Annotated in this window: 16 protein-coding genes and 3 tRNA genes; 11 read left to right on the top strand and 8 right to left on the bottom strand. The window is 69.6% G+C overall.

The genetic code is table 11. The features are described from left to right. Positions 1-6: 6 nt before the first annotated feature. A complete protein-coding gene (locus tag AB4Y72_RS06340) occupies positions 7-624 on the top strand; it encodes a copper resistance CopC family protein (RefSeq protein WP_441425298.1) in 618 nt (205 codons plus the stop codon). Positions 625-732: 108 nt separating this feature from the next. On the opposite strand, the gene AB4Y72_RS06335 is transcribed toward AB4Y72_RS06340, so the two are convergent. After that, positions 733-1,362 carry an FAD-binding protein gene (locus AB4Y72_RS06335; protein WP_441425297.1) on the bottom strand — a complete coding sequence of 210 codons (630 nt, stop codon included), beginning with the start codon at positions 1,360-1,362 and terminating at the stop codon, positions 733-735. A 473-nt stretch (positions 1,363-1,835) separates the two neighbouring features. On the opposite strand from AB4Y72_RS06335, the gene AB4Y72_RS06330 reads away from it, so the two are divergent. From AB4Y72_RS06330 to AB4Y72_RS06310, 5 genes are all read left to right on the top strand, one after another. Next, on the top strand, positions 1,836-2,873 hold the full coding sequence (locus tag AB4Y72_RS06330; RefSeq protein ID WP_441425296.1) for a universal stress protein: 1,038 nt from the start codon (positions 1,836-1,838) through the stop codon (positions 2,871-2,873). Between the two features lie 42 nt (positions 2,874-2,915). Next, positions 2,916-5,648, top strand: coding sequence for a PEP/pyruvate-binding domain-containing protein (locus AB4Y72_RS06325; RefSeq protein WP_441425295.1), 2,733 nt, complete (start codon positions 2,916-2,918; stop codon positions 5,646-5,648). A gap of 210 nt (positions 5,649-5,858) precedes the next feature. Beyond that, positions 5,859-6,944 carry a LolA family protein gene (locus AB4Y72_RS06320; protein WP_441425294.1) on the top strand — a complete coding sequence of 362 codons (1,086 nt, stop codon included), beginning with the start codon at positions 5,859-5,861 and terminating at the stop codon, positions 6,942-6,944. A 40-nt stretch (positions 6,945-6,984) separates the two neighbouring features. Then, positions 6,985-8,106 (top strand): ABC transporter ATP-binding protein, encoded by a 1,122-nt coding sequence (locus AB4Y72_RS06315; RefSeq protein WP_441425293.1) that lies wholly within the window; start codon positions 6,985-6,987, stop codon positions 8,104-8,106. Positions 8,107-8,116: 10 nt separating this feature from the next. Further along, the gene (locus AB4Y72_RS06310) at positions 8,117-9,022 is read left to right on the top strand and encodes an ABC transporter permease (RefSeq protein WP_441425292.1); all 906 of its coding nucleotides are present in this window, start codon (positions 8,117-8,119) and stop codon (positions 9,020-9,022) included. A gap of 72 nt (positions 9,023-9,094) precedes the next feature. Here AB4Y72_RS06310 and AB4Y72_RS06305 read toward each other — a convergent pair whose 3' ends face one another. From AB4Y72_RS06305 to AB4Y72_RS06285, 5 genes are all read right to left on the bottom strand, one after another. Further along, positions 9,095-10,555 carry a C40 family peptidase gene (locus AB4Y72_RS06305; protein ID WP_441425291.1) on the bottom strand — a complete coding sequence of 487 codons (1,461 nt, stop codon included), beginning with the start codon at positions 10,553-10,555 and terminating at the stop codon, positions 9,095-9,097. Between the two features lie 272 nt (positions 10,556-10,827). Beyond that, a complete protein-coding gene (locus AB4Y72_RS06300; protein ID WP_441425290.1) occupies positions 10,828-11,754 on the bottom strand; it encodes a cation diffusion facilitator family transporter in 927 nt (308 codons plus the stop codon). A gap of 10 nt (positions 11,755-11,764) precedes the next feature. Next, the gene (locus AB4Y72_RS06295) at positions 11,765-12,223 is read right to left on the bottom strand and encodes a metallopeptidase family protein (RefSeq protein WP_441425289.1); all 459 of its coding nucleotides are present in this window, start codon (positions 12,221-12,223) and stop codon (positions 11,765-11,767) included. Positions 12,224-12,233: 10 nt separating this feature from the next. Beyond that, positions 12,234-13,250, bottom strand: coding sequence for a DMT family transporter (locus tag AB4Y72_RS06290; protein ID WP_441425288.1), 1,017 nt, complete (start codon positions 13,248-13,250; stop codon positions 12,234-12,236). 123 nt (positions 13,251-13,373) lie between these two features. Further along, complete coding sequence (locus AB4Y72_RS06285) at positions 13,374-14,252, bottom strand: ArgP/LysG family DNA-binding transcriptional regulator (RefSeq protein WP_441425287.1); 879 nt, start codon at positions 14,250-14,252, stop codon at positions 13,374-13,376. A gap of 68 nt (positions 14,253-14,320) precedes the next feature. On the opposite strand from AB4Y72_RS06285, the gene AB4Y72_RS06280 reads away from it, so the two are divergent. After that, on the top strand, positions 14,321-14,923 hold the full coding sequence (locus tag AB4Y72_RS06280; protein WP_441425286.1) for a LysE/ArgO family amino acid transporter: 603 nt from the start codon (positions 14,321-14,323) through the stop codon (positions 14,921-14,923). 67 nt (positions 14,924-14,990) lie between these two features. Further along, positions 14,991-15,563: a methyltransferase family protein gene (locus tag AB4Y72_RS06275; protein WP_441425285.1), complete on the top strand. Its 573-nt coding sequence runs from the start codon at positions 14,991-14,993 to the stop codon at positions 15,561-15,563. 39 nt (positions 15,564-15,602) lie between these two features. On the opposite strand, the gene AB4Y72_RS06270 is transcribed toward AB4Y72_RS06275, so the two are convergent. After that, entirely contained in the window at positions 15,603-16,622 is a 1,020-nt protein-coding gene (locus AB4Y72_RS06270; RefSeq protein WP_441425284.1) for a PHP domain-containing protein, read from the bottom strand. 167 nt (positions 16,623-16,789) lie between these two features. Between AB4Y72_RS06270 and AB4Y72_RS06265 the strand changes: the two genes are divergently transcribed. The 3 genes from AB4Y72_RS06265 to AB4Y72_RS06255 all read left to right on the top strand — a co-directional run bounded on the left by AB4Y72_RS06265 (position 16,790) and on the right by AB4Y72_RS06255 (position 17,166). Next, positions 16,790-16,862 (top strand) — tRNA-Glu (locus AB4Y72_RS06265). Positions 16,863-16,968: 106 nt separating this feature from the next. Further along, positions 16,969-17,042, top strand: a tRNA-Asp gene (locus AB4Y72_RS06260). Positions 17,043-17,090: 48 nt separating this feature from the next. Next, positions 17,091-17,166: transfer RNA gene (locus AB4Y72_RS06255), tRNA-Phe, on the top strand. A gap of 917 nt (positions 17,167-18,083) precedes the next feature. Here the strand turns inward: AB4Y72_RS06255 and AB4Y72_RS06250 are convergent. After that, entirely contained in the window at positions 18,084-18,860 is a 777-nt protein-coding gene (locus AB4Y72_RS06250; protein WP_441425283.1) for an SDR family NAD(P)-dependent oxidoreductase, read from the bottom strand. Position 18,861: the final 1 nt, after the last annotated feature.

Here is an 18,861-nt window from a genome sequence, read left to right as displayed (position 1 = left end):
CTGCCCATGCGCCTTTTCCGACAGCTTCGAGGCGCCCTGCTGGGCGCCGTCGTCCTCGTTGCCCTGATGCTGGGCACGGTGGGCCCGGCGTCGGCGCACGATACCGCGGAGTCCACGAGCCCTGCCGACGGCGCAACCCTTACGGCACCGCCGGAGCGGGTCTCGGTCACGTTCGACCACAATCCGCTGGCCCTGGGTTCGCAGATCCTGGTCGCCGATGCCACGGGCGCCAACTGGGCGGACGGTCCGGTGGAGATTGTGGACAACGTCGCCGCGCAGAAGCTGAGGCCGGGCGCGCCCGCGGGGCGGTACACGGTTCGGTGGCGGGTGGCCAGCTCCGATGGCCACCCGATCGAGGGCAGCTTCACCTTCACCGCCACGGCTGCGGCCAAGGGCACGACGGCGGCTGCCGCGGTCCCCACGCTGGGCACCGCCCAGCCGGGCATCACGCCGACGCCGACCCCGGTGTCGACGTCGACGGTGTCACCGCCATTCCCGTGGAGCGTCATGGGCTTCGTCGTCGTGGGCGTCGGCATCCTGGTGGCCTTGGGCCTGATGGCCAAGCGCCGCCTCACGCCGGACGCCGACACAAACACTGACACCAACAACAACACCGACAGCTGAACTAAAAGCAACGAGGGGTCACTGAGCGCCCGTCCGGCGCCCTGTGATGGGCGCGGAGTGACCCCGCGTTGCGCCGGTCCCCGCGGGGTCCCGGACGGCGGGCTCCCGTCAGGCGAGGGCCGCCAGGGCCAAGCCGCCGGGCAGCAGCGTGGGGACGCCGTCCGGATAGACCTTGGCGGAGATTGCCTGCCCTACCACCTTGGCCTGGCGCAGGACTTCCTTCGGCGTGGGGGTAATGAGCTCGCCCACCCCCACGAGGTACATGCCCAGGGCATGCATCGCCGCCATCAGGTTCTGCCCGGCGGCCATGCCAAGCTCCGAGAGCATGCGCCGCAGCTGGCTGTGGGCGCAGCGGGTCAGGACCAGGTGATCGGCCAGGAGGACCCCGCCCGGGGTCTGGACGGCCCATTTCTCCGTGGGCGCTCCGTCCGTCCCGGCCTCGAGGTGGTCCAGCTGCAGGGCGCGGATGTTGTTCCGGACGTCGAGCTTGTGGCTTGCCGCGTAGTTGCGCAGGTGCCGCAGGATTTCGTTGCGCTCTTTGAGGCTGGCGGCATCCGCCGCGTCGCAGCGCTGGAGCGAGGAGGTATTGGCCGGATGGCCGGCACCCAAGAGGTCGAGCCCGTCCACGATGATGGACGCGACGCCGCGGCGTTGGAGCTCGCTGGCGACAGCCAGGCCGGAGAGCCCCGTACCGATGACTACGGCCGTGGTCCGCTCGATCCCGCCGTACAAAGGCATGCTCGACACTGCAGGGTACCTCCTCGAAATGGTGCCAGTCGCGGGGTAAACCCCGGACGCTGACTTCGGACCGGTTCCGCAGCCCCAGCGGCTGCGTTCTGAAATTCCAGTCTCGGTTCAGCAACGCCTCGAAGAATACCTAAGATTCCCGCCCGTGGATAGGGGAGGTAGGACATTGGCCGATTCGCCACGATTTCCGCGGTTTCCGTGGCCGGCTTGTTTCGCGAACCATACAGAAACCCCGGAAAACCCGGCCGTCCGGCGGCGTGTTAACTCTGCGTAAATCCTTCGACGCCGGGCCGTCCGGGGACCCCGGAAGCCGTCTTGTGTGTTGGCAATTAACCGAGAATAGTGAAGAAAATCAGGGGTTCGTGCGCGCAGGTTCCGGGCCGCCTCGCCGGTGCACGCCGGGCGCAGGTACTTCTGGCAGAATAGCCGCAACATCATGCAAGAATCGCGAGGAGGCGGACCCCATGGGCCGTGAACAGGTGCATCCGGAGCCGGAATGGGAGACCGGCAGCCAACCGGCGCCTCCTCGGGGAATCGTGGTTGGCGTGGATGGTTCGGACCACAGCCACTGCGCCCTCGTGTGGGCAGCCCGCGAGGCCGAGCGCCGCCGCCGCCCGCTGCATATCGTGACCGCCTATTCGGTTCCGATCTTCGCCGCGTCCGGACTCGACGGCGGCTACGCCACCGTGGACGACTCCGTGATCCGTGAAGGCGCCGAGGCTATTCTCAAGCACGCCCTCGACAAGGTCGCCGGGTACAACATCGACGTCGACGCCTCCGTGGAAAACGGGGACGCGTCCGGTGTGCTGCTGGAAATGAGCGAAACCGCGGAGCTTCTGGTCTTCGGGAGCCGCGGCCGAGGCGGGTTTGTGGGCCGGCTGCTCGGCTCCGTCAGCAGCGCACTGCCCGCCCACGCGAAGTGCCCCACGGTCACCGTGCCCCTGATCTGCGCGGACCGCCTGGGTGAAACCACGAGGGACAAGCATGTTCTGGCTGAACGGGCGAAGTCCGGCCACCAGCCGGTCGAGAACGTCGTGGTGGCCGGCGTCGACGGTTCCGAACAGGCCCGCGTCGCGGTACTCGAGGCCGCGGCCCAGGCCGAACGGCTCTCCGCCCGGCTGCGGCTGGTGTGCGCCGTGCCGCAATACACCGGCTCGCTGGCGTGGGTGCCCACCCCGATGGACCGCGATGCCCTGTTCGCCGACATCAAGATCCAGCTTGACGCCGGCGTGGCCTGGCTGCGGAGCCATTTCCCCACCCTGCAGGTGGAAACGCAACTCGTGGACGGCTCTCCCGTCGACATCCTTGTCGACGCCAGCCGGCATGTGGAACTCCTGGTGCTCGGCACCCGCGGGCGCGGCGGCTTCACCGGAATGCTGCTGGGCTCCACCACCGACGGCGTCCTCCACCACGCCAAGGGGCCCGTCATGGTGGTGCCGGACCGCGACGACCCCCGGCTGGCGGACCGGGCCAGTTTCGGCCCGATGCTCGGCGACTCCTGACGTCCCGGCGCCCGGGCCCGACGACGGAAGGACTGTCTGTAGATGGAGCACCCCGTGACGGCGGACCAGGCCCTGGACCAGCCGGTCCTGGCCTTGGAATGCCTCGGCCAGGACATGCTGACCGTGGCCGGCGGCAAGGCGGCCAACCTCGGCGAGCTGACACGCGCCGGCCTTCCGGTTCCTGACGGCTTTTGCCTCACCACCCGGGCCTACGCGGAAGCCACGGCGTCGCCGGCCCTGGCGGAGGTGCACCGGACCCTTGCCGCGACCGGCCACGATGACCTGGCCGCGTTGGCGGCGCTGGCCGCCGAGGCCCGCGCACTGGTGCTCGACGCCGAGGTCCCTGCCGGGATCGTCGCCGCCGTGCGTGCCGCCTATGCGGCGCTGGGCGCGGACGCTGCCGTCGCGGTGCGGTCCTCCGCGACCGCAGAGGACCTGCCGTTTGCCAGCTTCGCCGGCCAGCAGGACACGTTCCTGAACGTGGTCGGCGAGGATGCCGTCCTGGATGCCGTCCGCCGGTGCTGGGCCTCGCTGTGGACAGACCGCGCCGTAACGTACCGGGCGGTGCAGGGGATCGGCCCCTCCGCCGTCTCCCTCGCCGTGGTGGTCCAGCGCATGGTGGACGCGGCCGTGGCGGGGGTCCTGTTCACGGCCAACCCCGTGACCGGGCGGCGGCACGAGGCCGTCATCGACGCCAGCCCAGGGCTGGGGGAGGCGGTGGTGTCCGGGGCCGTCAACCCGGATCACTTCGTGCTCGACAGCGCCACGGGACAGATCCTGGAGCGCCGGATCGGGGATAAGGGACTGCTCATCCGTGCGCTGCCCGGGGGCGGAACCGAACGGGTGGCGCAAGCCGACGCCGTGTCCGCGCCCAGCCTGAACGACGCCCAACTGGCCGCCCTGGAACTCCTGGGCCGCCGCGCCGAAGTGCATTTCGGTTCGCCGCAGGACCTCGAATGGGCCATTGGCCAGGACGGTGCCGTGTGGCTGACGCAGTCCAGGCCCATCACCACGCTCTATCCGATGCCTGACAAGCGGCCCTCCGGGCCGGGGCCGCGCGTCTATCTTTGCTTCAGCCTGGCCCAGGGGCTGACCCGGCCCGTGACGCCGATGGGACTCGCAGGCATCCGGCTGATTGCGTCTTCCGTGGCCCGTGCGGCGCACTTTCCGGTGCCGGAGCCCCGGGACGGGCCCTCGCCGTATACGGAGGCCGGACAGCGCATGTTCTTCGACCTGACGGCCGTGGTCAGGAGCACGGCCGGCCGCACGATCGTTCCCCGGGTGTTCGACATCATGGAGGCGCGTTCGGCCGCCGTGCTGCGCCAGCTCTTCACCGAACCCAGGTTCTCCGTCATCACCACCTCGCCGTGGCCGCTGCTGCGCCACGTCGTCCCGGTGGCTGCGCGGGCGAGGGTTCTCGAAACGCTGATCCGCGGCCTGCTCCGGCCCGAGGACGCGTTGCGCCGGGCCGACAGGGTGGGCGAGCAACTCAGGGCCTCGCTCCAGGTGCCCTCCGGTGCCACTGCCGCGCAGCGGCTGGACCACGTTGAGCGGATCCTCGGCCGGAACGTCTTCCCGGTGGTTCCTGCCCTCCTGCCCCTGCCGGCGCTGGGATTCGCCCTGCTGGCCGTGGCCGGGAAACTCGCTGGCAGTCCGGGGAACGGCGAGTTGCAGGAGGTCCTGCGGGGCCTGCCCAACAATGTGACCACCGAAATGGATCTGGACCTCTGGCGCCTGGCTGCCGCCATCCGCAACCACCCGGCGTCGGCGGCGGTGTTCACGGCGGCGGCATTGCCCGAGCTGGCCAGCCGTTACCGGACCGGGGAGCTTCCCGGCGTCGCGCAGTCCGGGCTGTCAGGCTTCCTGAGCCGGTACGGCCACCGGGCCGTTGCGGAGATCGACCTCGGGATGCCGCGCTGGTCGGATGACCCGACCCACATCCTCGGGGTCCTGGCCAACTACCTGCGCGTGGACGACCCGGCGCTCGCCCCTGACCGCCAGTTCGACAAGGCGGCGCGCGCCGCGGAGGCGCAGACCGAGCGGCTCGTGGCTGCGGCGGGGCGGCGCAGCCGCCTGCGCGGATCGATCGTGCGGGCCGCGCTGAGGCGGACCCGGATGTTCGCCGGGCTGCGTGAACTGCCCAAGTACCACCTCGTTGAAGCCCTCGGCTCCGTCCGTCAGCAGCTTGCGGCGGTGGGGGCCGAACTCGCAGCGGCCGGGACCATCGAGGCGTCGGACGATATCTTCTTCCTTGACCTGGCCGAGGCGCGCCGGGGGCTGCGCGGCGCCGCACTGCGGGAGGTGGTGCGGCAGCGCCGGGAGGCCTACGAGGCCGAATTGGGCCGGCGGCACATTCCCCGCGTCCTGCTCTCCGACGGGACTGAGCCCGAAGCCGTGCAGTCCGAAGCCGTGCAGTCCGAAGCCGTGCAGACGGCCGGGACGCTGTCCGGGACTCCGGCCTCGGCCGGCACGGTCACTGCCCGGGCCCGTGTGATTCTGGACCCGCAGGGCGCGCACCTGGAGCCGGGCGAAATTCTCGTGGCGCCGTCCACGGATCCCGGCTGGACGCCGTTGTTCCTGACGGCCGGCGGACTCGTGATGGAAATGGGCGGCCCCAACTCCCACGGCGCCGTCGTCGCACGGGAATACGGCATCCCCGCGGTAGTGGGCGTCCCGGACGCGACGGCGCGGATTGCCACCGGCCAGAACGTCACGGTCGACGGCGCGGCGGGCACCGTGACGCCGGCAAAGCCGACGGCCGACGGGCCCCACTGAACCCGCTTCTGCCTGGCGCCGTGGGGTCCACGAGCGCCGTGATGAGGCAGGACAATAATGTGCCGGTGCAGGGCAACCGCACGGCCCGGCTCAGGCGTACCCTTGACGTATGAGCTGCACTGGAGCGCGCATTCCTCAGCCCCGGATAGTCGGGACGTCACGATTTGCGGCGCGTAGTTTTGGGGCGCGTAGTTTTGGGGTGCGGTCCCAATGACCAGGGTACGGACGCGCACCTGGCTGCGCTGGTTGCCCGCCGCCGCTGTTCCTGCGGTCATCGCCGCCGGGGTCCTGGCCGGGTCCCTGCCGGCCAGCGCGGGGAATCCCCTGCCGGCCAAAACTCCGGAGCAGGTGCTGAAGCTGATCGCCCAGCACGGCGAGCCCGCCCTCTCCGGAACCCTGGAGCAATCCTCCGAGCTCGGCCTTCCCGAGCTCCCCAAAACCGGAGCCGGCACGGACTCGTCCAGCACCGCGTGGCTCGAGCTGCTGACAGGGCCGCACACGGCTAGGGTTTATCGCGACGGGCCGGACAACGCCCGCGTCCAGGTGATGGACCGGCTGGCGGAACGGGACGCCACTCGCCACGGCAACGAGGTCTGGTTCTACAACTCCAAGGACAACACCGCCGCCCATGCCCAGATCCCGGCCGATGCCGCCGGTCACCCTAGTGGCGCGGACGCCACAGCCACTCCCGATCAGCTGGCCGCTGTGCTCCTGGCAAAGATCGATCCCAGCACGGCCGTCAAGGTGGGCGCCGACGTCCGGGTGGCCGGCCGGCCCGCCTATAACCTGGTGCTGACGCCGAAGTCCGACGCGACCCTGGTCGCATCGGTCGCGGTCGCGGTGGACGGTCAGACCGGGCTCCCGCTGAGCGTCGAGATCAAGGCCCGCGGACAGGCCGATCCGGCCTTCCGCGTCGCCTACACCAGCCTGACCCTCGGGGCCCCCGACGCCTCCGTCTTTAAGTTCAGCCCGCCGCCGGGCGCCACTGTCAAGGAGATGGCCGTCCAGGAGCACAAGCACGGACAAGACTCCGGGCACGCCACGTCCCCGGCCAAGAACAGCACCCACAAACCGGCAGTCACCGGCTCCGGCTGGGACTCGGTGATCGCGTTCCCGCCGGGAGCGGCCGGCCCGGCGTCGGACGCCACGGCATTGCTGCAGCAGGCCACCGTCCCGGTCCGAGGCGGACGGCTGCTGTCCACGGCCCTGGTGAACGTGCTGGTGCTCGACGACGGCCGGGTCTTCGCCGGTTCCGTGCCGGCCGCGCGGCTCCTGGCCGCCGCCGCGCAGAAGTGAATACGGGCACCGTATTTGGCGGCCGTCCGGTGACGGCCGCGTGAGCGACGCCGGGCCGGGGGCCACGCCGACTGTTGAGCTGAGCATTGAGACCAAGGGCCTGACCAAGCGGTTTGGTCAGCAGGTAGCCGTCGACGGCGTCGATCTGGCCGTGCCGAAGGGTGCGGTCTTCGGCTTCCTGGGCCCCAACGGGTCGGGGAAGACCACCACCATCAGGCTCCTGCTGGGCCTGGCCGCGGCCACCGGCGGCACTGCGCGCGTCCTGGGTGCGGAGATGCCCCGGAAACTCAATGACGTCCTGCCCCGGGTCGGGGCCCTCGTCGAAGGACCGGCCTTTTACCCGTTCCTCTCCGGTGCCGCCAACCTCCGCCGCATGGACGCCGCGGACCCCTACGCCGCGGCCGCCACGCGGCGCGCCCGGGTCCAGTCGGCCTTGGAACGGGTGGGTTTGACGCATGCGGCGGACAAGAAGGTCCGCGCCTATTCGCTGGGGATGAAGCAGCGGCTGGGGATCGCCAATGCCCTGCTGGCCCCGCGGGAACTGCTGGTGCTGGACGAACCCACCAACGGACTGGACCCCCAGGGCACCCGGGAAGTGCGGAGCCTGGTGCGATCGCTCGCGGCCGAAGGCGCCACGGTATTCGTCTCCAGTCACCTGCTGGCCGAAGTCGAACAGATCTGCACCCATGCGGCCATCATGAGCGCCGGGCGACTTGTGGCGCAGGGGACCCTTGCGGACCTGCGCGGTGCGGGGCAGGCGAGGATCCGCGTGCTGACTCCGGACCCCGGCGCCGCGGTTCAGGTGCTGGCCGGCCTTGGCCTCGCCGCCACGTTGAGTCCCGACGGCGGCGGACCCTCCGGCGGCGCTGCCTCCGGGGCAGGCGCCGTTCTCGTCGCACCGCTGCCGGCGGGCTGGCCCGAGACCGCCAGCCGAGACAGCGCCGTGCGGCCGGAAACCGCCCAGCCGGGACACACGCAGTACGGAAGAGCGCACGGGACGGCGGGGGACGCCGTAGGACCGGGCGAACCGGCGGGCCCGGAAGCCGTGGTGGCTGCCCTCGTGGCGGCGGGAGTCCGGGTCCGCGGCTTCGCGACCGAACAGGTCAGCCTCGAGGACCGCTTTGTCGCCTTGACGGGGGAGGGGTTCGACGTTGTCCAGTGACACTTCATCCTTGGGCGCTCCGGGCGGAGATACTGCCGGCGCCGGGGCCGTTGACACCGCCGGTGCCGCCGGCGCGACGGCTCCGCCGGTCCGGCGCCGGTCCGTGGCGGGCGGCCTGCTGGCCTCCGAGCTCGGGGTGTTGTTCCGCCGCCGCCGGACGTGGGCGATGTTGTGCGCGCTGGCGGCCATCCCGGTCCTGATCGCCGTGGCGGTGCGGGTCTCCTCCGCCGTTCCCGCGGGCCGCGGCCCGGCGTTCCTGGACCGGATCACCCAGAACGGTCTCTTCGTGGGCGTCACGGCCATGGTGGTGTCCGTGCCGCTATTTCTTCCGCTGACCGTCGGCGTGGTGGCCGGCGACACGATCGCCGGCGAGGCCGGGCAGGGCACCCTGCGGTACCTGCTGGTCGCTCCGGCCGGGCGGATCCGCCTGTTGCTCGTCAAATATGTCGGTGCGGCGCTTTTCGTGGTTGTGGCCCCGCTCGTGGTGGCCCTGGTCGGGGCCGGAATCGGCGCCGCGCTCTTCCCGGTGGGACCGGTGACCCTGCTTTCCGGCGACACGATCGGCACCGGCGAGGCAGTGCTCCGGCTCCTGCTGATTGCCGCCTACCTGGCGGTTTCGCTGCTCGGGCTATCGGCAATTGGGCTGTTCATCTCCACCCTGACCGACGTTCCGGTGGGGGCCATGGCGGCCACCGTGGTGCTCTCGGTCGTTTCGCAGGTCCTGGACGCGCTGCCGCAACTCGAATGGCTGCATCCCTGGCTGTTCAGCCACTACTGGCTGGACTTTGGTGACCTCCTGCGCCAGCCCCTTTCCTGGGACTCCTTCGCCGTCAACGCGGTCCTGCAGGGCGGCTACGTCGCCGTTTTCGGGGCGCTGGCCTATGCCAGGTTCGTCACCAAGGACGTGCTTTCCTAGTTTCGGGACTCCGTATTCGGGACCGCGCATTCTGGACTGCGCAGTCGGGACTGGGGCGCCCACGAGCGGGACTCAGTAGCGCGCCACGTAGCCGTAGAGCTGCATCCCGGACATGGCGGCAACATCGGTCACGGTAATGCCGGCGTCGGGGTTTAGGGCCTGGACCACGCGGCCGCCGCCGAGGTAGATGGCCACGTGGTAGAAGCCCGGAGCCGAGCCCCATACCAGCAGATCGCCGGGCTGCGCCTGCGAAAGCGGAACGTGGACGGGGGCCTGTGCGAACTGCTCTGAGGCCGTGCGGGGCAGGTATTTTCCCGCCGCCGCGAACGCGTTTTGCACCAGGCCCGAGCAGTCAAAGCCGTAGGCCCCGGTTCCGCCGTACTGGTAGAAGAACGGCGAGCCGGTCTTCCCGAGCGCCACGGAGATCGCCGTCTGGTTTGAGCCGCCGGAAATGGGCGCCGGAACGGGGGCCGGAACCGGCGCAGGTGCCGGAACGGGAATCGGGGCCGGCGCAGGAGCCGGCGCAGGAGCTGGAGCCGGGGCGGGCGCGGGCTGGGGAGCCGGCGCGGGAGCGGCGGGAGCGGCAGGAACCGGGGCTGCCGGCTGCTGGCCGGGCGAAGTGTCCCCTCCCGGCGCCGCGGGGGCCGGCTGTGAGGCCGAGGCGGGCTGAGAGGCTGCGCCCGGCTGTGGCTCCGCGTTGGCGGCCGCGGTCAGTGCCGCCAGCTGCTCCTGCTGGCGCTGGCGGTCCAGGGCGTCCACCCGGGCCGACTCCAGCGCGGCCGTGGTGTGTTTGAGGTTTGCCAGCTGGCCGACGAGCGCCTTGCGCTGTGCTTTCGCATCAGCCACGGCCTGCCGCTGGGCCGCGGCGGCGCGATCGGCGTCTGCCTTGCGGGCTTCCGCCGTTGTGGCGGCCTCATCGGCGGCACGTTTGGCGTCCGCTGCGGATTCGGTCAGCGATTGTGCGGCGGCGGCCGCGGTTTCCGCGGACTGGAACGCCCGCGCGCGGCCGGCCGTGACAGCCTCCAGAGTGGCGGCGTCTTCGAGCGCCTGGCCGGTGCCGCTGACGAAGCTGCTGAGGGCAGGGTTCAGGCCGCCGTTGCGGTACAGATCGCCCGCCAGCTGGCCGATCTGCTTGCGGGTCTTGGCCTGTTGCGCCCCGGCGGCGGCAGCCCTGGCGGCCGCTACGGCCGCTGCCTCGCGTCGGGTGGCCAGCTCCACGAGGGCCTCGCCGTACGCGTTGTTGGCCTGCAGCGACGCGCCGAGGCTGGTTTCCTGGGCGGCAGAAGCATCGGCCAGGAGCCCGTCGATCCGGGTGACTTCCGCCGCCGTCGCGCTTTCACTGGACTTGGCGGCCGCGATCTCCTCCGGGGAGGGGATCTCCGGGGAGGCCGGAACCCGGCCCGCCGCGGCCGGACCTGCGGTTTCAGTCAGCGAAGCCCGCGGCGAAGCCTGGGCCGGGAGCGCGAGCGTTCCAAGGAGGACAACGGCAGTGCAGAGCGCAGCTGTCTTGCGACCGGATCCGGTCCAGCTCATGGGCAAACCTCGCTGAAGTCTCAGGCTGGAATGAGCGAGGTTGGATGTGGCACGTGAAAAAGCCCCTCTGCGGATCATCCAGCAGGCATGAGGCTACGTGCCAATGGCCACTTTGGCAACACGAGTCACACCAATAACATAAACAACAATGGTGTCATTTGGTCACGTGTGTGGAGGGTGTGTCGGGCGGCAGAAACGCCGGCAACAGTCCGGGCCGTCCGCCAGGCAGCCGGAATCCCGGTGGCTACGCCGGCGCCCCGGGCTCCCGGCGGTCAGGCGTGCTGGTGGGCCTCGTGCTCCGAATGGGTGGCGGGTTCGAGCTGGAACGTGCAGTGCTCCGTGTCGAAGTGCGATCCCAGGCAGGTGGCGAGCTTGTCGAGGACCCGGTCGGCGCCGCGGGCCCCGAGCGCCGCGTCCTCCACCACCACGTGGGCGGAGAAGACGGGGACGCCGGACGTAATGGTCCAGATGTGGATGTCGTGGACGGACACCACGCCGTCTACCGCCAGGATGTGCTCGCGGATCATCTGGACGTCCACGCCCTTGGGGGTGGCTTCGAGCAGCACGTCCACCACGTCGCGGAGCAGATGCCAGGCCCGCGGCAGGATCATGAGGGCGATGAGGATCGACGCAATGGTGTCTGCCGCCCGGTACCCGGTCACCATGATGACCAACGCGGCCGCGATGACGGCGAAGGACCCCAGCAGATCGCCCAGGACCTCCAGGTAGGCGCCGCGGACGTTGAGGCTCTCCTTTTGGGCCCCGCGCAGGATCAGCAGCGACGCCAGGTTGGCGACGGCGCCGAGGACCGCTGCGAAGAGCATGACGTCGGTATGGACCTCTGGCGCTGATCCCAGCCGGCGGATCGCCTCGGTGAAGATGACCACCGAGATGACGATCAGGACCAGGGCGTTTGCCAGCGCGGCCAGGACCTCGGCGCGCTGGTAGCCGTAGGTGCGCTGGTCGCTGGCGGGCCGCGCGGCGATCCACGCGGCCAGCAGGGCGATGAAGACGCCGGCGGCGTCGGAGAGCATGTGCCCGGCGTCGGCGAGCAGGGCCAGGGAGCCGGAGACGACGGCGCCAATCGTCTGCACGAGCACGACGGCGAGAGTGATGGCCAGGACGGCGACCAAACGCTTCCGGTGCTTGGCAGTGCCGGTGGCGGTGATGCCGTGTGAATGGCTGTGGTCGTGTCCCATGCCTCTAAGGCTAGCCCCAGCCGAGCTCGTGCAGGCGTGCGTCGCTGATGCCGAAGTGGTGCGCGATCTCGTGCACCACGGTGACGGTGACTTCCTCGATCACGTCCTCCCGGGAGGCGCAGATGTCCAGGATGGGCTGGCGGTAGATCGTGATCCGGTCCGGCAGGGAACCGGCGTCCCACCAGGAATCCCGTTCGGTCAGCGGAACGCCCTCATACAGCCCCAGAAGCACGGTGTCCGGGTCTTCCCCGGGCTGCGGGGTGTAGTCGTCCTCGATGAAGATCGCGACATTGTCCATCGTGTCCGCCAGCTCCGGCGGGATCCGTTCCAGGGCGTCGCTCACGGCCGCCTCGAAATCCGCCTCGGACACGGGGAACGGTCCAGCCTCCGCGTCTCGGCCGTCGCCGCCGTCACCGCCGTCCCCGCGGTCCGGAACGATGGGCAGGCCGGGCGGGAGGGATGAAGGCATCGGGAAACCCTTAGCGGGACCGGCGACGGGTCAGCCCCACGCCGACCAGGCAGATCACGCCGCCCACCAGGCCCCAGATGGTCGGAATCTCGCCGAGTACCAGCCAGGAGATCAAGATGGTGGTGCCCGGAACCAGATAGGTGGTGGCGGCGAGGCGCCCCGCGTCAATCAGGGAGAGCGCGTAAGCCCAGGTGGTGAACGCGATCGCGGTGGGGAAGATGCCCAGATAGACCAGGCCCAGCGTGGCCGGCAGGGGTGCGGCCTGCAGTTCGGTGACCAGCTGGCCGCTGAACGGCAGGCAGCAGACGGCGCCCACCATGATGCCGAACCACGTGGCCTGGGCGGCCGGGAACTTGCGGAGCACCGGCTTTTGGACGATCACGCTCACGGCCGCCAGCGCCGCAGCGAGCAGGCACAGCAGCACACCGGCCACGTCCGCCGTCGACCGCTGGCCGGAACCGAGGGCGATCACGGCAACGCCGCCGAACGCGATCAGGCTGCCGATGATCAGCCAGCGCGGGAACCCTTCCTTCAGGATCACGCCGGCCATCACGGCGACCAGGATGGGGTTGACGTTGATCAGGAGGGCGGCCGTGCCGGCGTCGAGCATGTGTTCGGCGGCGTTCAGCGCGACGTTGTAGCCGCCGAACCACATGACGCCGTAGCCCAGGATAGGCCACCATTCGCGGCCCCGGGGCAGTCCCCTGAGCTTCGGCACCACCAGGAGGCCCAGCACGACGGCGGCGACCGAGAGCCGTCCTAGGGTCAGGGCGCCGGGGGAGAAGCTCGGGCCTACGGCCCGGATGCCCACGAACGCGGAGGCCCAGAGGACCACGGTGACCACGACGGCGGCGATGCCGAGCCGGCTGATCGGAGCCGGCTGCCTTGAGGCGATCGGGCGCGGCGGGCTGTTCGGCTCGAGCGGTGCGGATGCGGGGGCGGGGGTGGCCGCCTGGGAGGGCACGTCATGTGCCCCGGCCGGCCGTGTGGTGTCCGGGCGCGGTGAGCCTGTTTCGGTTGTTGCCATGCTGCCAATCTAACCGTTCCCGCGCGGTCAGTACTGGCGGAAATCGGCCACGTCTCCGCGGTTTACCGCCAAAGTTGCGGCTAAGGCTGCGGCCAAGGTCCCGTCGGGGGGTACGGCAGCGCCTCAGCGGAGGACGCGTGCCGCCGCCTGGACGGCGCCCGCGACGCCGGCCAGCGCCGCCGAGCCGCGCCGCCATTGCTGCCAGTAGAGGGTGACGTCCACCTGCCCGCGGGTAGCGAGCGTCTCGAGCGTGCCGCTCCCGAGGTCTTCGCCGATTTCGATCTCGGGCATCATGCCCCAGCCCATGCCCAGCCGGATGGCTTCGCCAAATTCGTGGGCCGCGGGCACATAGTGCCGCGGCGGCTGGAGGTTTCGGCTGACCCGCCGCAGGTACCGGTCCTGCAGGTCGTCCTTGCGGTCGAAGACGATCACGGGGGCCGTCGCCAGCCCTTCTTCCGCTGCCCCGCGGCCGAACCAGGCTGCGGCGAAGGCCGGCGTACAGACCGGCAGATAGCGCATGACGCCGAGCCGGCGGGAGATGCAGCCGGCAGCCGGTTTGGCGGTGGCCGTGATGGCGGCCGCAGCTGCGCCGGCGCGCAGCAGGTCCAGCGAGTGCTCCTGGTCTTCGCGCAGGATCTCCAGCTGGACGGTGTCGCCGGCCGCCGCCAGGCCGGCCAGCGCCCAGGTGTGCAGCGAATCGCTGTTGATCACCAGCGTCAGGCGCGTTCGCCCCTGGGGCTCGTCCGGCTGGAGCTCCTCGGCGAGGTCCGCGGAAAGCAGTTCCAGCTGCCGGGCGAACCGCACCACCGCCTGGCCGGACTCCGTGAGCCCTGCCGGCCGGACCCGGGTCAGAACCGGCCGGCCGACGGCGGCCTCGAGGGCGCGGATCCGCTGGCTGACGGCCGAGGGCGTCACGGACAGGTGGGCGGCCGCGGCGTCGAAGCTTCCGTGGGTGATGATCGCGGCCAGCGTCCGGGCCTGCTCGGGTGAAATATCGATCATTAGCTCATCTTATGCACCAGGAGAATCTTTAACTGGTTTCATCTTGATCGGGCGCCTACCGTGGAGTGGTGATCCTGCCCCTGTTCTCCGGCCTCTCTGCCGGACTGTCCCTCATCGTCGCGATCGGCGCGCAGAACGCGTTTGTGCTCCGCCAGGGCATCCAGCGTTCGCACGTTGCCCTGGTGGTGGCGGTCTGCGCAGTCTCTGACCTGGTGCTCATCGTGCTGGGCGTCGCGGGCATCGGCGTCCTCCTGGACCGGGCGCCGGGGGCCCTCGTGGTGATCCGCTGGGCCGGCGCCGCCTTCCTCTTCGCCTACGGGGCGCTCGCCGCCAGCCGCGCGGTCCGCGGGGAGCAGATGGACCATCCCGGTGACAAGCCGGCCGGCAGCCGGGCGGCCGTCCTTGGCACGTGCCTGGCCTTCACCTGGCTTAATCCGCACGTCTATCTGGACACGGTGCTGCTGCTCGGCTCCCTCGCGGCGGCCCAGGGCGAGTCCGGGCGCTGGTGGTTCGCCGCCGGAGCCGGTCTTGGAAGCATCGCCTGGTTCACGGCCCTCGGCGCCGGCGCGCGGTTCCTGACCTCGCTGTTCCGGCGGCGGGCCGCATGGCGGGTGCTCGACGCCGGGATCGCCGTCGTGATGTTCACCCTGGCAGGGCTGCTGGTCACCTGACTCCGAGCGCCGGTCCGCGGCCGGTGGGCCCTTGCCCGCCCGGTGTGACGGGTTCACCATGGCTGGTATGACAGCATCCTCAGCTTCGGCCCGCGAGAGAAAGCTTGCCGCCATCGGTACAGCCGCCTTCGCGGTTGCCCCCGCAACGGCCGCCGCCCTGGTGCCGTGGCTCCTGACCCGCTGGGAAGTGAAGGCCCCGGTCCCCGGCGGGGCGCCGGCGCGGCTCACGGGCGCCCTGCTGATCGGCGCGGGCGCGGCGGTGATCGCGAACTCCTTCGTGCATTTCGCCGTGGAGGGCATCGGAACCCCCGCGCCATTTGCCCCGCCCAGGCAGCTGGTGGTCGGCGGGCTCTACCGTTATGTGCGGAATCCGATGTACGTGTCCATTGCGGCGGCCGTCGCAGGGCAGGGACTGCTGCTGGGCCAGCCGAAGCTCTTTGCTGCCCTGGGCATCGGCGCGGTGCCGGTGGTGGCCTTCGTCCGGCTGTACGAGGAGCCCGCGCTGACGCGGAAGTTCGGTGCGGCCTACGCGGAGTACCGCGGCAACGTCCCGCGCTGGCTGCCCACGCTCACGCCGTGGCGGCCCGAGGCCCAACAGCCGGCACCGGCCCCGGGCCAGCCGCAGGCGGGCAACGGTTAGGACGCGGCGCCCACGGCGCCCAGGGTACGTGCCCGGCCGCTATTTCCCGCGCCCGGACCACTCCAGCAGCCGGTCCAGGGGCCAGGTGGTGACAGTCCGCCCGGCGGGCACGCCGTTCGCGGCCGCGCGCTCGGCGCCGTACTGCAGGAAATCCAGCTGGCCCGGCGCATGGGCGTCACTGTCGATGCTGAAAAGGCAACCGGCTTCGAGAGCCAGCCGGATCAGCTCGTCCGGCGGGTCCTGCCGTTCGGGCCGGGAGTTGATTTCGACGGCGACATCATTCTCCGCGCACGCCGCGAACACCCGCTCGGCGTCGAATGCGGACGGCGGCCGCGTTCCCCTGGACCCCTGCACCAGCCGGCCGGTGCAGTGGCCGAGGATGTTCGTATGCGGGTCGTGGATGGCGCCCAGCATCCGCTCGGTCATCGTGCGCCGGTCGGAGCGCAGCTTGGAGTGGACGCTCGCCACCACGATGTCCAGTCGGTCCAGCATGTCCGCGGTCTGGTCCAGGGTGCCGTCCTCCAGGATGTCCACCTCGATCCCGGCCAGAAGACGCAAGCCCCCGCCGTCCCCGTTGATCGCCCCGACTACGTCCAGCTGTTCCCGCAGGCGTTCGGTGCTCAGGCCGTTGGCGATCTTGAGGCTGGGGGAGTGGTCCGTCAGGGCAAGGTAGTCCCGGCCCAGCGTGCGGGCGGCGTCCGCCATGAGCCCGATCGGGGACCCGCCGTCGGACCAGTCACTGTGGCTGTGCAGGTCCCCGCGCAGGGCGGAGCGGAGTTCGGCGCCGCCGTTCGCGAGGGGCTGCTCCCCGCGTTGCCGCAGTCCCTCAAGGTAGTCGGGTACGCCGCCGTCGACCGCCTGGCTGATGACGTCGAAGGTTCTGTCCCCGATCCCTTTCATGCTCTTCAGCCTGCCGTTGCGCGCCCGCGCCGCGACCTCGTCCGGCTCCAGGGCGCCGATCACCGCGGCTGCCTTGCGGAACGCCTGGATCTTGAAGGTGGGGGCCAGTTCGCGTTCCAGCCAGAACGCGATCTCATTGAGGGCGGCAACGGCATCCATCAGTCCATCTTGCCCGGCCCTTGCAGCGGCGGGAAGGCTGATTTTGGATAAACCGGGGGTCTGCCCTTATAGTTTTATAGTCCAGTTCGGAGGAACCCGCGAGGACAAAAACGAAAGGCTTCGGCCCTTAATTTTTGCCCTGATGTGCTCAACCGGATGGCGTCCTGGCCCCCATCGTCTAGCGGCCTAGGACACCGCCCTTTCACGGCGGCGGCACGGGTTCGAATCCCGTTGGGGGTACGCAAGGAACGGGTCAAGCCGGATGAAAAAGTCTGGTAGGCTAAAGGCCTTGAAAAATTGCGGTAGCGATACCGCAAACAGCAAGAAACTAGCAGTAAACAAGCAAGGCCCTGTAGCGCAGTTGGTTAGCGCGCCGCCCTGTCACGGCGGAGGTCGCGGGTTCAAGTCCCGTCAGGGTCGCTCTGATTGCCGGAAGAAGTTCCGGCTGTCAAGGTGACGCGTCACCTAGGCTCTGTAGCTCAGTTGGTAGAGCGTTCGACTGAAAATCGAAAGGTCACCGGATCGACGCCGGTCGGAGCCACCAGCTAGAACCCCGCAGTTCCCAGTGTTTACACGGGAACGGCGGGGTTTTTTCGTTAGCGGATGAACCCGACGTTTCAGCGTCGATCAGCCGAAATCAGCCGTGTTTCGATGCTGACCTCTGGTATTCCCTGGGTAGAAGCTCGCCGGCGTAGGGGCGCCGGCGCGGCAATGCGTGCGGCTTCGCTGCGTTTCGGGGAACAACCCGACCTGCTGACCGGCGTCCGAGCCAACCTTGATGTCATTTGCCGGTGGCCCCCATCTCGACGATGCCGCGGCATTCCTTGGAGCCAAAGCCCAGAAGGACCGAGACGCTGCCCAGCTGGCCCTGGCCAAACTGCTTGCCAGCGTCGCGGGGGAGTACGATCTGGTTCTGCTCGACTGTCCGCCCGGAAATGAGTCCCCGTCAAGGTGCGAGCAGTCACCGAGACGTTGGCCATGGGTTGGCGTGAGCGGCGGAACGGATGAGACCGGTTCTCGGCGGTCTGGTTTGGCGTAGGACTTAGGTGGTAGGCGGCGGAAGGTGTTCCGCCGCCAATTTGTAGCAAAGCTTTCCGTCGAGTTTCTGGGGCTGGATCCACACTTGGTAGCCTTCCGCTGCGGCGAAAAGTTCTCGTCCTTTGCTGCTGTCGGGAGCCAGCCACAGTGCGGAAGAATCGGGCATGACATCGTCAACAATTCCTGCCCGGACCACTGAGAAGTCCTTACGGATTTCCACCGGTGTCCCGACCAGCCGACTCCAGTCATGGTAGGGGTATGGGTCAGCAACTATCTCCGAACCTCGTTTCCGGCGCCTGGTACGGGGATTTCCTCGTACGGCCGGAGTGGACGTCGCGGGAACCGGCCACGGTTTTTTGGTGAATCTGAGAGACCTTTGAAAAGCCACTTGTCATGGCAGGCTCCTGTGGGCGCCGGGACCCGTTAGTGGAGGTGACTTCCACCGTTGATGTCGATGGTGGTGCCGGTGAGGTAAGCGGAGTCCTGGGAGGACAGGAAGGTGATGACTGCTGCCACTTCTTCGGTGGTGGCGTTTCGGCCAAGGGGGATGCCGGCGTTGATGGCGGCTTCCTGTTCCTCAGTGCTGCCGACGCGGATGTTGGTGTCAACGGCCCCGGGGGTGATGGCGTTGATGGTGACGCCCGTGGCGCCGAGTTCGCGGGCGAGTGCTTTGGTGAAGCCAAGGATGGCGGCCTTCGCGGCGGAGTAGGGAACCTTGCCGAACACACCCCCGCCACGCTGCGCGGAGACAGAGGACATGTTTACGATTCGGCCCCAGCCGTTGGCAATCATGTCCGGCAGGAACGCCTTGGTCACGAGGTAGGTGCCGGTGGCGTTGACGTCCATGATTTTGTGCCAGAGCTCAAGGGTGGTGTCGAGGAACGGGACCGGGGAGGTGATGCCTGCGATGTTGGCCAGGGCACCCACCGGGGGAAGGCTGCCCTGATTGACTTCGGCCGCTACTGCGGCCTGGGCGTTGATGACGGAGGCTTCGTTGGCGACGTCGATTTCGTGGCCGAAGGCGGGGACGTCGAATTCGTTGCCGATTTCTGCGGCGACCTTGGCAGACTTCTCGCCATCGAGGTCCAGAATCACGACCGCCCATCCCTGGCTGGCGTAGCGGCGGGCAGTGGTAATGCCGATGCCTCGCTCGGAGGTCGCCCCGGTAAGGACGGCGGTGCGTTGGACGGTGTGGCTCATG

Origin of the sequence: Arthrobacter sp. YAF34 (assembly GCF_052113245.1) — a bacterium.
Lineage (GTDB): Bacteria > Actinomycetota > Actinomycetes > Actinomycetales > Micrococcaceae > Arthrobacter.
Note: the sequence above shows the minus strand (reverse complement) of the source record. Positions and strands in the feature narration are given on the sequence as shown.

Bases quoted from the DNA above. Each gene is read 5' to 3' on its own strand.
- AB4Y72_RS06340 (WP_441425298.1), top strand. From the start codon at position 7: ATGCGCCTTTTCCGACAGCTTCGAGGCGCCCTGCTGGGCGCCGTCGTC.
- AB4Y72_RS06335 (WP_441425297.1), bottom strand. From the start codon at position 1,362: ATGCCTTTGTACGGCGGGATCGAGCGGACCACGGCCGTAGTCATCGGT.
- AB4Y72_RS06330 (WP_441425296.1), top strand. From the start codon at position 1,836: ATGGGCCGTGAACAGGTGCATCCGGAGCCGGAATGGGAGACCGGCAGC.
- AB4Y72_RS06325 (WP_441425295.1), top strand. From the start codon at position 2,916: ATGGAGCACCCCGTGACGGCGGACCAGGCCCTGGACCAGCCGGTCCTG.
- AB4Y72_RS06320 (WP_441425294.1), top strand. From the start codon at position 5,859: ATGACCAGGGTACGGACGCGCACCTGGCTGCGCTGGTTGCCCGCCGCC.
- AB4Y72_RS06305 (WP_441425291.1), bottom strand. From the start codon at position 10,555: ATGAGCTGGACCGGATCCGGTCGCAAGACAGCTGCGCTCTGCACTGCC.
- AB4Y72_RS06300 (WP_441425290.1), bottom strand. From the start codon at position 11,754: ATGGGACACGACCACAGCCATTCACACGGCATCACCGCCACCGGCACT.
- AB4Y72_RS06295 (WP_441425289.1), bottom strand. From the start codon at position 12,223: ATGCCTTCATCCCTCCCGCCCGGCCTGCCCATCGTTCCGGACCGCGGG.
- AB4Y72_RS06290 (WP_441425288.1), bottom strand. From the start codon at position 13,250: ATGGCAACAACCGAAACAGGCTCACCGCGCCCGGACACCACACGGCCG.
- AB4Y72_RS06285 (WP_441425287.1), bottom strand. From the start codon at position 14,252: ATGATCGATATTTCACCCGAGCAGGCCCGGACGCTGGCCGCGATCATC.
- AB4Y72_RS06275 (WP_441425285.1), top strand. From the start codon at position 14,991: ATGACAGCATCCTCAGCTTCGGCCCGCGAGAGAAAGCTTGCCGCCATC.
- AB4Y72_RS06270 (WP_441425284.1), bottom strand. From the start codon at position 16,622: ATGGATGCCGTTGCCGCCCTCAATGAGATCGCGTTCTGGCTGGAACGC.
- AB4Y72_RS06250 (WP_441425283.1), bottom strand. From the start codon at position 18,860: ATGAGCCACACCGTCCAACGCACCGCCGTCCTTACCGGGGCGACCTCC.